Source organism: Cupriavidus sp. BIS7 (genome assembly GCF_000292345.1).
Taxonomy (GTDB): Bacteria; Pseudomonadota; Gammaproteobacteria; order Burkholderiales; family Burkholderiaceae; genus Cupriavidus.
This window is the reverse complement of the sequence record NZ_ALOU01000005.1, coordinates 24,420-36,444: the sequence shown is the minus strand read 5'-3', so window position 1 is coordinate 36,444 and position 12,025 is coordinate 24,420. Positions and strand designations below refer to the sequence as shown.

Genomic DNA, 12,025 nt, shown 5'->3' with positions numbered 1-12,025 from the left:
TGGCTCCGATGCGTTATTCGTCAGGCAACTTCACGGAACAGGCGGCCCCAGCCCTGCAGCGCGCGGGTATCGACACCCGCCAGCCGCAGCGACTTCCACACCACGGTGGCAATCGTGTCGTAGACGGGGATGCCGGTCTCGGCTTCCAGCGCCTCCACCAGATGCGCGGCGCGCAGGTTGGTGCAGAACGTGGTGATGGCCTGCGGCTTTTCGGCGGCCAGTTCGCGCACCATCTTGCGGATGGTGTCCTCTTCCACTTCCGCGAAGCTGTAGTTCACGTGCAGATCGAGGTGACGTTCGGCCGAGCAGTCGAAGCCGCTGCGCTGGTAGTTGGCGACGATGCGTTGCTGCACATCGTTCAGGTACGGCGTGGCCAGGCCGAAGCGGCGCGCGCCGGTCTTCTCCAGGATTTCGTTCAGTGCCAGCACAGAGGTCGTGGCGGGAATGCCGGTGGCCTCGGTGATCTGCTTGCACAGGGCTTCGTCCTTGTCAAAGCCGAGCCAGCCCGACGACGTGCCGTTCCAGGCGATCACATCGACGCGGGCATCGGCCAGCAGCCGTGCCGCCGCCAGGATTTTCTCCAGGTCGAACTGGCCAAGCGCCTGGTCGCGCAGGGAGATCTCGGTCACCGTGAAGCGCGAGAAGTGCGCGCTGACGTTGGGCAGGCTGCTCACCATCGCGCTGGTAATCGGTTCGAGCGCGGTATTGGACGACGGCGTGAGCATGCCGAGGCGAATCTGTTTGGTCATGATGGCGTAATCAGGAGTGGGACGGGCGCCGTCCAGGGGGCGGCGCCTCTGTAGTCGTTGATGGCTTGCTGGCTTCGGACCCCGGCGTCAGACCGGAATCTTCTTCTCGTAGTCGATGTTGGTGGATGCCAGCAGCAGGCCGACGCCGCATACCGCAAAGAACATCAGGGCCAGGAAGTAGGAACCGGTGGCCTGGACGATCAGGCCGACGATGATCGGTACGCTGATGCCGGCGATATTGCCGCCCAGGTTCATCACGCCGCCGAGGAAACCCACCTTGTTGCGGGTGCCCAGCATCGACGGCACGGACCAGAACAGGCCGCACCAGCGCAGGAAGAACAGCGTGGAGGACAGCAGCACCACAACCGCCACGGGGTCGGTGACGTAGGCCACCGAGAAGATCGATACCGTGGACACCACGGCGGCGATGCCGAACAGCGTGCGCATCACGACGTTGGGGCGCCCGCCCGCTTCCTTCCACTTGTCTGCAATCCAGCCGCCAATCATTTCGCCGATAAAGCCGGCGAAGAAGATCGTGAAGCTGGCGCCGCCCATCTGCTTCAGGTCGAAGCCGCGAGCGCGGCTCAGGTAGGTGGGCATCCAGGTCAGCAGGCCGTAGAACACGGCGTTGAAGCACATCCAGCTGATTGCCATGCACCAGACCGAGCGGTACTTGAAGAAATCCAGCGAACGGCCGCTCAGGTTGGCCGGCTCCTCGCTGTGCTCCTGGGCCAGCGCGTCCTCGATATGACGCGCTTCCTGTTCATTGACGCCCTGGTGTTCGCGCGGCGAATTGCGGATGTACCACCACGCCACGGCGCCGGCGAGCACCGTGCCCACGCCCGCCACCACGAACGACATGCGCCACGACCCCAGTTCGCTGATCAGCCCGGCGATGATGAGCGAGCCAAGCGCCGCGCCCAGCGGTGCGCCGCCATCCAGCAGCGTGGCGCCGCGGCCGCGCTCGTTCTTCGTCATCCAGATGGCATTGAGCTTGCCGCCGGCCGGGTAGATCGGCGCTTCGGCGGCGCCCAGCCCAAGCCGCGTCAGCAGCAGCGCAGTGGAGTTGGTGCAGACCGCCGCCAATGCCTGGAACGCGCCCCAGAACACGGTGGCGGTGGCAATCACGATGCGCGGCTTGTACTTGTCGGCCAGCATGCCGCCCGGCACCTGCATGAAGGCATAGGTCCAGAAGAACGAACTGAGGATCAGACCCTGCATGGCGGGGCTCAGATCGAACTCCTTGGCGATCAGCGGCATGGCTACCGACAGCGACGCGCGGTCGATGTAGTTGATCGCCACGAGGCACAGCATCATCAGGAAGATTTTCCATCGCACGCTGCTGCGGGGAACCGCGAGCGAGGCGGCGGCTGGGGTTGTCGATTGCATGACTGGTGTCTCCTAGTCCTTAAGTCCTTCGATGAGGCGTTTTGTTTAATGTGTCGCGCAACTGGCCGGAGTATAGGATACGTAATCTGTAATTACAACATCGGTAAGTTACTGATTTATATGGATCGTCAATGTGCGCATTTGGTGTGTGGTAGCCTGTTGCCGGTGCAATTTCCCCAACCTGGTGATGTCAGTGACACAAGCGCTCCCCAAAACCGCCCGACTCCGCACACTTGGCATGTCCGCCGAGATCGCGGCGCGGTTGCGCACGATGATTCAGGAGGGCGAGCTGCCTCCCGGTGTGCGGATCGACGAAAAGGCGTTCTGCGAAGCGTTCGATGTGTCAAAGACGCCGTTGCGCGAGGCGCTGAAGGTGCTGGTGGCCGAAGGGCTGGTGCTGCATCGGCAGTACATCGGCTATCGCGTGGCGCCGCTCGATCTCGACGAACTGCGCGCCACCTTCGAGACGCTGCACGGCCTGGAGGCGCATGCCGGGGAACTGGCGGCACAGCGGCTCACCGACACGGCAATAGCCAAGATCGAGCGCCGTCACCAGGCAATGATCGACGCGCACCTTGCAGGGCGCCGCACCGACTACTTCCGCATCAACCAGGAAATCCACCAGCTCATCATCGACAGCGCGGATAACGCCGTGCTGGCCAGCATCTACGCGATGCTGATGAGCAAGGTACATCGCGCCCGCGGCGCGGCCAATGCGGACATGCTGCGCTGGCAGGAATCGCACGAGGAGCACGAAGCGATCATCGCAGCCCTGCGCGAGCCTGGCCGTCCGCGCCTGGCCGCTGTGCTGCGCCAGCATTCGGAGAACACCGCGAAGGAAGTGCTGCGCGTGGTGGAGCAGACGCTGGCCGAGCCAGCGGCACGCGCTGCCGGGGCTGCCGGCGTCACGCGGCGCTGACTCCCTGCAAATCCAAATCCCTTTGATCACGAACTGGGCCGGCATCACGCCGGCCTTTTTTCATGTCGCGCGCCTGCCCGGCAGATTGCAAATATTTGCAAACGCGTCGCGGATCTGCCTCAGATTAGGGATTCCGTTCATTTTCTGTAACAGTGTCAACTGGTAATATTTCAAGGCGTTACGAAATATTACGAGCCAGGCCCGCGTTCCCCACATCACATTCAGAAAGAAGAGACGGGCCGGTTTTTGCCACCTGCGTGCAAGGCACCAGGTGGTCCGGGTTGAAATTCGCACACATCGCGCCTGAGCCAGGGCGGGTGGGTGTCAAACAAGGGGAGCAGTCAGTCGTGCAAGAACCAGTGTCATACCTGCAGGGCTTCATCCATGCCCGCGCGGGGGGGCTTCTCGATCTTTATCCGGCGTATTACCTGCGCTACCTCACATCGGTGGCGTCAGTTTCTGCATTCTGCTATCCGTCCGGCAGCCGGAAATGGCTGACGCGACGTGCCAGGCTGGTGACGTTGTCGGCCGTGCGTGCCAGCACGGCCTTGCCCTGGCTGCAGGCAGCAAGTTCGTTGCCGCTGCTGCAACGCGTGGTGGTCGCGCGGCCGTTGATGCTGGAGAAGCCATTCCGTCCGCTGGGCGCGCAGGGCATGGGTTTTCGCGATCGCGCCCGGTTCGTGGTCGACCATTACACACTGCTGGAAGCTGCGCTGCCGGCCTGTGTGTGCGACCGCATTTACCTGGCCGGCGGGCTGAAATGGTGGTCCGCCGACGGCCGCTACATGCTGCGCCTGGCAGATTCCGGCCCGAATCCGCGGGAAGGGGAGCTTGCTTTCTATTGGAGCGATACCCAAGCCGGGGTTTGCCTGGCACAACTGAGCTTCTACCTCAGGCGTGGGGATCACGGCGCGGAGATCTTCGTCGGCGGCCTGCAGGGGCCGATGGGCGAGCAGAGCCGTGAACTGATACGGGAGGCCACCAAGGCGAGCGAAGGCCTGCGTCCCAAGGATCTGGTGATGGAGGCGCTGCTCGCGCTTGCCGAAGCGGTGGGTGTCCGGCGCGTGGTGGCGGTGTCCCGTGCCAATCACGTGGGGCGTCAACGCCGCACGCCACGCGAAATCCAGGCCGATTACGAGGGTTTCTGGATGGAATATCACGGCACGCTGCTGGCGGATGGCAATATCGAAGTGCCCGTCTGCCAGCCACAACGCGACATCGCCGAGATCCCTTCGAAGAAGCGATCGGCATGGCGCCGCAAGCAGGCAATGACGGACTCGGTACGTGGCATTGTGCTCGGCTGGCTCCGGGCCGATGCGACCGTGGCCGGTAACGACGCGCAGATGCCGGTTGAGGCGGCCGCCGCAGCCTGATTCCGCATGGCAGAACGACGGGGCGGTAAACCCTAGTAGTCTAGCCAGCTAGACTTTTAATAGAGTCCGGTATCGACCCGATGCGTCGGCATGGTTGCCGACGCCCTTCGCATGCCGGACGCCCACGATCTCCTCTCACGCAGCCGCGAGCCCGTCTATCTGCAGCTCGCCACGATATTTCGCCGCCAGATTGAAAGCGGCGCGTGGCGGCCGGGCGAACAAATCCCCTCCCTTGATGCGCTGTGCCGCCAGTACGGCGTTGCACGCATGACGATGCACCATGCGATCTCGCGCCTGGACGCCGAAGGGCTCGTCGCGCGCTCGCGCGGGCGCGGAACGTTCGTCAAGGCGGCTGGCCGCGAGCGGCGCCAGCTTTCGCTACCCGTCAGCTGGGACCAGGCCGTTGTGGTGGGAGACCAGCTTTCCACCGAGGCGATGGTCGAGTCCACCGCCGATGTTTCCCTGCCCGACGATCTGGGCATGCCCTGCGATGGCCGCCGCGCCGATGCCTATCACTTCCTGCGCCGCGCGCACCGCATGGACGGACGGCCGTTCGCGGTGGGCGAGGTCTATATCGCGGCCGAGGTGTTCGAGCGCGATCCGGAGGCATTCCGCCACGGCGCCTCCGTGCCCGTGCTCGACCGCTTTCCGGGCCTGGAGGTCAACGCCGCGCGCCAGCGGTTGTCCATCGTCCCGGCCGGCGCCGATTCGGCTGGCGCGCTCGAACTGCCCGTGGGTGCCCCGGTGGCAGAACTGCGGCGCTTTGCCTGTGTCGACGGCGTCATCGTCTATTACGCGCGGATCGAGTTCCCGACGGAGTACGTCTGCCTGGATTTCGATCTGCTCGCCCCCCATTCCTGACAACACATAACAAGTACGGAACCTGCAATGGAGACTCAAGATTCAATGAACGGCGCGGAAAGCCTGGTCAAGACGCTGCTGGCATGCGGCGTCGATACGTGCTTCGCCAACCCGGGCACCAGCGAGATGCATTTCGTGGCCGCACTGGACCGGATTCCCGGCATGCGCTGCGTGCTGGGCCTGTTCGAAGGCGTGGTGACCGGCGCAGCCGATGGCTACGCACGCATGGCGGACAAGCCGGCCGCCACGCTGCTCCATTGCGGGCCGGGCCTTGCCAATGGCCTGGCCAACCTCCACAACGCCCGCCGCGCGCAAACGCCTGTGGTCAACATCATCGGCGATCAGGCCACCTATCACCGTCCGTTCGATGCACCGCTGACTGCCGATACCGAAGGCTGGGCCCGCCCCGTGTCGGTGTGGACGCGTACGGCCACGCATGCCGCGTCTGTCGGCGCGGATGCGGCGGCAGCGGTGCAGGCTGCCCGATCGGCGCCCGGGGGCGTGGCCAGCCTGATCCTGCCGTCCGATGTCTGCTGGGACGCGGGCGGCAAGGTTGCCGGGTCGCTGCCTGCGCTGCCAGTGCCCAAGGTTTCGCCGGATGTTGTGAAGAACGCCGCGCGCATCCTGCGCAGCGGCCAGCCCACGCTGATCGTGCTGGCCGGTAGCGCGTTGCGGGCGGAAGCGCTGGCCGACGCGCACCGCATTGCCGCGGCCACCGATGCGCGCCTGATCACGCCGATGTCGAATGCGCGCGTGACGCGTGGCCGGGGTCATCTGGCGATCGACCGCATACCGTACTCGGGCGATGCGGCCCGCCAGAAGCTGGCCGGCATTCGCAACGTGATCCTGGTTGGGGCGCCGACGCCGGTGACGTTCTTCGCGTATCCAGGCAAGTCGCCGCGTCCGTATCCGGAAGACGCCGCAATTCATGTGCTGGCCCGCCCGGAAGAGGATCTTGCCGGGGCACTGGCTTGCCTGGCCGATGAACTCGGCGCGCGCAATGCCGCGCTGCCGCCTCTGACGTCGGCGTCGATGTCGATATCGGCGGAACCCGCAAAGGGTGCCGTGACATCCGAGGCGGTTGCGCAGACGCTGACCGCGCTGCTGCCGGAGCAGGCCGTGGTGGTGGAGGAGAGCGTGAGCTTTGGCCGCGCGTTCTATCCAGGCACGGTGCACGCCGCCCCGCACGACTGGCTGCAACTGACCGGCGGTGCCATCGGTGCCGGGCTGCCGATGGCCACGGGCGCGGCAATCGCAGCGCCAGATCGCCGCGTTGTGGCGCTGCAGGCCGACGGCTCGGGCATGTACACGCTGCAGTCGCTGTGGACCATGGCGCGCGAAAAACTCGACGTGACCATCGTGCTGCTTGCCAACCGCAAGTACGCCATCCTGCTTGGCGAGCTTGCCGGCGTCGGCGCGAATCCGGGCAAGACCGCCCTGGACATGCTCGATCTGGGCAACCCCAATCTGGACTGGGTCAGCATGGCCAACGGCATGGGCGTGGAGGCTGCGCGTGCGGAGAACATGGAAACGTTCGCCGACCTGTTCCGCATGGCAAACCAGCGCAAGGGGCCGTTCCTGATCGAACTGGTGATCTGATGCGCTAACGGTCTAACGAGGCACCAAGAGGGGCCTCGCTGAGAGGCCTCGGCTGATCCACCATGTTCCATGGCGCGGCCGGGGCCGCGCGTTCACCATCGCTCGCATCGACAACACCGAGCGAGGTGACATCATGAAGACGCTGTGGATTCACGCCTGTACCGTGCTGTGCGGCCTGTTGCTGGCGGCAGCGGCGGCAGCGCAGACCCCGAAACTGACGGACGGCAGCTTCGATATCGTCTGCAACTATTCCCATACCCTGCCGGACGACGCAATCGTGTATCCGGGCAAGCCCGGGATAGCCATGCAGCACGACTTCTTTGGCAACACCACTACCAACGCCTACTCCACGGCGGACACGCTGCAGGCCGTGTCGGGCAGCACCTGCGAGAACGCTGCCGACGGCACCGCATACTGGGCACCGTCGCTGAAGTTGCCGGACGGCACCATCGTGCGGCCCAGCTATCAGAAGACGTACTACACGAACCAGGCGGTTCCGTCCGCAAAGCGTGTGTACGTGCAGGCGCTTCCGGCCGGCCTGAAAATGATGGTGGGCGACCACCACGGTACGCAGCCGAACCCGCGCATCTCGTTCCTTTGCACCGGGCGCGGCTATACCAATACCATCCCCACCAACTGCGTGCCGGACCCCGCAACCGGTACCCAGCTCAATATCGGCATGAACTTCCCGACCTGCTGGGACGGTGTCAACCTCTCGCCGGTGATGGGGGGCCACGACAACATGGCCTATCCGGATAGCAATGGCAAATGTCCTTCGGGATATCCGGTGCATCTGCCAGAGGTGAACATGAACATTGCCTACAACCTCGGCCAGATATCGGACCTGACCAACGTGCAGCTTTCGCTGGACCCGCAGCTCGATGCGCAAGGCAACGTGGTCAAGCAGCTATGGGGATCGCTCTACACGGCGCACGGGGACTTCTTCATGGGCTGGCGGCCCCAGGCCGCGCAATACATGGCCACCTACTGCATGAACAAGGGGCGCGTGTGCAACCGCGAGCTTCCGTATTCGTACAGCGAGCCATCGGACGATGCCACGGTGGTGGTGGGCAGCACCGCCAACTACGGCACGGCGAAGACGCTCAACGCACAGCGGTCGAGCGGGTCCACGCCGGAGTCGGTCTTCTACGTCAAGTTCAAGATCCCGCAGGGGGCCGTGACGCTGCCTCCGGAATTCACACCGCGCTATATGCTGCTGGTCGATGGGGGCAATATGACCGATACCGCCGCCGTCAACATCGGAGCGTTCAGCGTGTCCACTGACTGGTCGGAGCAGACGATCAATGGCACCAACGCCCCGGCCTGTCAGGGCACGGAATCGACGCTCTATCTGAACAACCAGGTGCAGTACCGCACCTTCACGGTGACCGATGCGATCAATCAGGCGATTGCCGCCGGCAAGGACACGGTGGCCTTCTGCGTGCGAGGCACGGGTGACGGCCGGCTCTTCCAGTTCGGCAGCAAGGAAAGCGTCAACAGGCCCGTGCTGTACATGATCGCCGTGAATCCGCTGCCGACCTGAGCGGCAGATGGGAAGTGCATGCCGGCGGCGTGGCGAGTCAGGCTTCCACCTCGGCCCACGCCGACATCGCCTGGCCACCATCGCCGTCGCCGGTCCACAAAACGACCCTGCCGCGCGTTTCGGGGTCGTCCATGCCGCTGACGGTAACAGTGTCCTGATGGAACAGCGGCGCCAGCCCGCGGAAGCCGAAGCGCTTCACGCGTGCGCCGGGCCGCTCGTGCCGCAGCAGTTCCAGCGTCAGCATTGCCTGTAGCGGGCCGTGCACGATCAGGCCTGGATAGCCCTCCACGTCGCGCACGTAGTCGAGATCGTAGTGGATGCGGTGGCCATTGAACGTCAGCGCCGAAAAGCGGAATAGCAGTACCGGATCGGCCTGCAGCGTGCGGCCGAACTGCGCCGTGTACGCAACGCGCGGTCGTGGCGGCTGCGGCTGGCCCTTCTCGGGCATCGCGCGATAGACGATGTCGTGGCGCTCGGTCAGCGCGGTTTCTCCAGCAACGCTGAAGACGTGATCGACGGTGACGAACCACAGTTCACCGGTGCGGCCGGCTTTGTACTGGACATCGGCGATGGTCGAGGTCTTTGTCACGGTTTCGCCAACGCGCAGGCCGCGCGTGAACGTCAGCTCGCCGCCGGCCCACATGCGGCGTGGCAGCGGCACCGGCGGCAGGAACCCGCCAAGCGCCGGATGGCCGTCCTGTCCCAGTTCGTGCTGGGGCGCGCGCGGAAGGAAGTAGAGCCAGTGCCAGAGCGGCGGCAGCGGCTTGCCAATAAGCGCGTCGCCGTCCAGGTCGAAGGTCGCGGCCAGCGCGCGCACGGGCTCGGCAGCCAGCGTTTCGGTGCGCGTCTCCGAGCGGCCGATCCACGCGCGCAGCTGTTCAAGGGTAGGGGTCGTCATGATGCGTCTCGTTGGATTTAGCGGGCCGCTGGCAGCCAGTTGCCAACGTTGGCTTCGTGCTCCAGGCGCCATACCCGCGCGATGATTGCGCGCATTTCCGCTTCAGATGCGCCGTGGCGGAACGCGCCAAGCTCAATGGCCTTGGCTTCGAGTTCCGGCCGCGTCAGCGTGTTGCCGGGGTCGCCCTTGGGCACGTCGACACGGGCTGCGAGCGTACCGCCATCGACAGTGCGCACGGTCACCCGGCCGATCCACTGGCGTGGATATGCCGCGTTGATTTCCTCGTCGAGCACCATGGTGACCTTGTCGCGGAACGCGGCGATGCGCGCGTCCTGCAGCGCGTGCTGCTCGAACTCGCCCAGGCCCGCGTGCGCGTGAACGGCAACCAGGCCGAGCACGGTGCCCATCGAGAACTTGGCCTGGTGGATCGTGGCGGGGTTGACCACGGGGCCGAGCACGTCGATGGCGCCCTGATGGACGTGGGCCGTGACCGAGGCGATCTGCTCGGCGTGCAGCCCCTCGCGCAGCATCAGCGCCTTCAATGCATCGGCGGCAGGGTGCGTGTGCCGGCACGAAGCGAAGAACTTGAATGACGTCTCCGCCGTGGCCCAGCGGCTGCCAAGGCCATCGGTCAGCGCGGCGGGGTTGGCGTCACTGGACATGCCTGCGGCCATGCCCTGCGGACCTTCCAGGATCTGCCGTGCGCCGGTAAAGCCCGCGCGGGCCAGCCAGGCCGATTGCAGGCCGTCGGCCGCCGCCTTCGCGGTGTGAAGCTGCTTCGAATCTGCCGCATCGCGCAGGAATTCCCATAGTCCGGCGGCCTGGGTGCCGGCGGAGCCGAGCGCCTGGTTGATGCCTTCGGCGTCCAGCCCATAGAGCTTCGCCACGGCTGCTGCAGCGGCCAGCGTGCCGACCGTGCCCGTGGTGTGGAACACGCGATAGTGCGAACGTCCCATGAATTCACCGATGCGGATGCCGGCTTCATAACCGGCGATGGACGCCTGCAGCACGTCGGCGCCGGTCTTGCCTTCGGCCTGTGCAGCAGCCACGACCGCCGGAAACACAACCGCCGCCGGATGCAGCACCGAGCCGTTGTGCACGTCGTCCTGCTCGACTACATGCGACGACGCACCGTTGATCAGCGCAGCGAAATAAGGTGAGGTGCGGCGGCGGTCGACAAAGACTTCGGCATCGCCGCTGGCCGGTCCCATCGCGGCGGCAAACTCCTGGATCCGGCGTATCGCGGGCGCGTCCTTGCCGGCGATGGCCGAGGCGATCCAGTCGAGAAACAGATCCTTGGTGCGCTCGACCACGGGCGCCGGCACGTCATCGAGCTTCAGTGCGGCCAGGTATTCGCAAAGCTGGCGGGTCGGATAGCGGGTATCGGACATGGTCGGTATCAGAATGAGCGCGGCAGTTCGAGAACGTGTTCGGCGACGTACGACAGGATCAGGTTGGTCGAGATTGGCGCCACCTGGTAGAGGCGCGTTTCGCGGAACTTGCGCTCGATGTCGTATTCGGCGGCGAACCCGAAGCCGCCGTGCGTCTGCAGGCAGACGTTGGCGGCTTCCCACGATGCATCGGCGGCCAGCAGCTTCGCCATGTTGGCCTCCTTGCCGCAGGGCTTGCCCGCGTCGAACAATTGCGCGGCCTTGTAGCGCATCAGGCTGGCGGCTTCGACATTGACGTACGAACGGGCGATCGGGAACTGCACGCCCTGGTTCTGGCCGATCGGGCGATCGAACACGATCCGCTCGCGCGCGTAGCCGCTGGCCCGTTCGACGAACCAGTAGCCATCGCCAATGCATTCGGCGGCAATCAGGATGCGCTCGGCGTTCAGGCCATCGAGGATGTACTTCAGGCCGCGTCCTTCCTCGCCGATCAGGTTTTCGGCGGGGATCTCCAGGTTGTCGAAGAACAGTTCGTTGGTCTCGTGATTGACCATGTTGCGGATCGGCTGGACGGTCAGGCCGTTGCCGATGGCTTCACGCAGGTCAACGACGAACACCGACAGTCCTTCGGATTTCTTCTTGACCTGATCGAGCGGCGTCGTGCGCGCCAGCAGCAGCATCAGGTCCGAGTGCTGCACGCGCGAGATCCAGACCTTCTGACCGTTGACCACGTACTTGTCGCCGCGGCGCACTGCTGTGGTCTTGAGCTTGGTGGTATCGGTGCCGGTGGTCGGCTCGGTCACGGCCATCGACTGCATGCGCAGTTCGCCGGAGGCGATGCCGGGCAGCCAGCGTTGCTTCTGCGCATCGGAGCCGTGGCGCAGCAGGCAGCCCATTACGTACATCTGCCCGTGGCACGCGCCCGAGTTGCCGCCGCTGCGGTTGATCTCCTCCATGATCACCGACGCGGCCGTCAGGGACAGGCCAGACCCGCCGTACGCCTCGGGAATCAGCGCGGACAGCCAGCCGGCCTGGGTGAGGGCCTGCACGAACTCCTCGGGGAAGCCGTTCTTTTCCTCCACGCGCTGCCAGTAGGCCGAATCGAACTGCAGGCAGAGGTCGCGTACGGCCTCACGGATTTCCGGGTAAATCAGGTCTTGGTCCTGTGCAGCATGCATGGCAATGTCCGTCTGTGTCGAGTCTGGGCATTATTCCCGACTGCCCGTGCCACGGGCATTCACATTTGCCAAAGCGCGGCTTTGTTGCTGCTTAGGTCACGGGCCTCAGGAGATCGCGCTTGATA

Annotated in this window: 10 protein-coding genes; 5 read left to right on the top strand and 5 right to left on the bottom strand. The window is 65.0% G+C overall.

Annotated features, from left to right (window positions below; translation table 11 throughout):
• Positions 1–20: 20 nt before the first annotated feature.
• The gene (locus B552_RS0101220; RefSeq protein ID WP_019447168.1) at positions 21–749 is read right to left on the bottom strand and encodes an aspartate/glutamate racemase family protein; all 729 of its coding nucleotides are present in this window, start codon (positions 747–749) and stop codon (positions 21–23) included.
• A gap of 87 nt (positions 750–836) precedes the next feature.
• Positions 837–2,138 (bottom strand): MFS transporter, encoded by a 1,302-nt coding sequence (locus B552_RS0101215; protein WP_019447167.1) that lies wholly within the window; start codon positions 2,136–2,138, stop codon positions 837–839.
• A gap of 187 nt (positions 2,139–2,325) precedes the next feature.
• Here B552_RS0101215 and B552_RS0101210 point away from each other — a divergent pair, with 187 nt between their 5' ends.
• The 5 genes from B552_RS0101210 (at position 2,326) to B552_RS27000 (ending at position 8,433) form a co-directional block, all read left to right on the top strand.
• Positions 2,326–3,057 (top strand): GntR family transcriptional regulator, encoded by a 732-nt coding sequence (locus tag B552_RS0101210; RefSeq protein ID WP_026035177.1) that lies wholly within the window; start codon positions 2,326–2,328, stop codon positions 3,055–3,057.
• Positions 3,058–3,404: 347 nt separating this feature from the next.
• Positions 3,405–4,430, top strand: a complete 1,026-nt coding sequence (locus B552_RS0101205) for a VirK/YbjX family protein (protein WP_026035176.1) — start codon at positions 3,405–3,407, stop codon at positions 4,428–4,430.
• 111 nt (positions 4,431–4,541) lie between these two features.
• A complete protein-coding gene (locus tag B552_RS0101200) occupies positions 4,542–5,291 on the top strand; it encodes a GntR family transcriptional regulator (RefSeq protein WP_026035175.1) in 750 nt (249 codons plus the stop codon).
• Positions 5,292–5,336: 45 nt separating this feature from the next.
• The gene (locus tag B552_RS0101195; protein ID WP_019447163.1) at positions 5,337–6,890 is read left to right on the top strand and encodes an acetolactate synthase large subunit; all 1,554 of its coding nucleotides are present in this window, start codon (positions 5,337–5,339) and stop codon (positions 6,888–6,890) included.
• A gap of 133 nt (positions 6,891–7,023) precedes the next feature.
• Positions 7,024–8,433, top strand: coding sequence for a DUF1996 domain-containing protein (locus B552_RS27000; RefSeq protein ID WP_019447162.1), 1,410 nt, complete (start codon positions 7,024–7,026; stop codon positions 8,431–8,433).
• A 37-nt stretch (positions 8,434–8,470) separates the two neighbouring features.
• Here B552_RS27000 and B552_RS0101185 read toward each other — a convergent pair whose 3' ends face one another.
• Genes B552_RS0101185 through B552_RS0101175 form a run of 3 tightly spaced genes read right to left on the bottom strand, consistent with a single transcriptional unit; the run spans position 8,471 to position 11,900 of the window.
• Positions 8,471–9,331 carry a MaoC family dehydratase N-terminal domain-containing protein gene (locus B552_RS0101185; protein WP_019447161.1) on the bottom strand — a complete coding sequence of 287 codons (861 nt, stop codon included), beginning with the start codon at positions 9,329–9,331 and terminating at the stop codon, positions 8,471–8,473.
• Between the two features lie 17 nt (positions 9,332–9,348).
• Complete coding sequence (locus B552_RS0101180) at positions 9,349–10,722, bottom strand: MmgE/PrpD family protein (protein WP_019447160.1); 1,374 nt, start codon at positions 10,720–10,722, stop codon at positions 9,349–9,351.
• Between the two features lie 8 nt (positions 10,723–10,730).
• On the bottom strand, positions 10,731–11,900 hold the full coding sequence (locus tag B552_RS0101175; protein ID WP_019447159.1) for an acyl-CoA dehydrogenase family protein: 1,170 nt from the start codon (positions 11,898–11,900) through the stop codon (positions 10,731–10,733).
• Positions 11,901–12,025 lie beyond the last annotated feature (125 nt).

Excerpts from the sequence above, each read along its gene's own strand:
- B552_RS0101220 (WP_019447168.1), bottom strand. The coding sequence starts at position 749 with ATGACCAAACAGATTCGCCTCGGCATGCTCACGCCGTCGTCCAATACC.
- B552_RS0101215 (WP_019447167.1), bottom strand. The coding sequence starts at position 2,138 with ATGCAATCGACAACCCCAGCCGCCGCCTCGCTCGCGGTTCCCCGCAGC.
- B552_RS0101210 (WP_026035177.1), top strand. The coding sequence starts at position 2,326 with ATGTCAGTGACACAAGCGCTCCCCAAAACCGCCCGACTCCGCACACTT.
- B552_RS0101200 (WP_026035175.1), top strand. The coding sequence starts at position 4,542 with ATGCCGGACGCCCACGATCTCCTCTCACGCAGCCGCGAGCCCGTCTAT.
- B552_RS0101195 (WP_019447163.1), top strand. The coding sequence starts at position 5,337 with ATGAACGGCGCGGAAAGCCTGGTCAAGACGCTGCTGGCATGCGGCGTC.
- B552_RS27000 (WP_019447162.1), top strand. The coding sequence starts at position 7,024 with ATGAAGACGCTGTGGATTCACGCCTGTACCGTGCTGTGCGGCCTGTTG.
- B552_RS0101185 (WP_019447161.1), bottom strand. The coding sequence starts at position 9,331 with ATGACGACCCCTACCCTTGAACAGCTGCGCGCGTGGATCGGCCGCTCG.
- B552_RS0101180 (WP_019447160.1), bottom strand. The coding sequence starts at position 10,722 with ATGTCCGATACCCGCTATCCGACCCGCCAGCTTTGCGAATACCTGGCC.
- B552_RS0101175 (WP_019447159.1), bottom strand. The coding sequence starts at position 11,900 with ATGCATGCTGCACAGGACCAAGACCTGATTTACCCGGAAATCCGTGAG.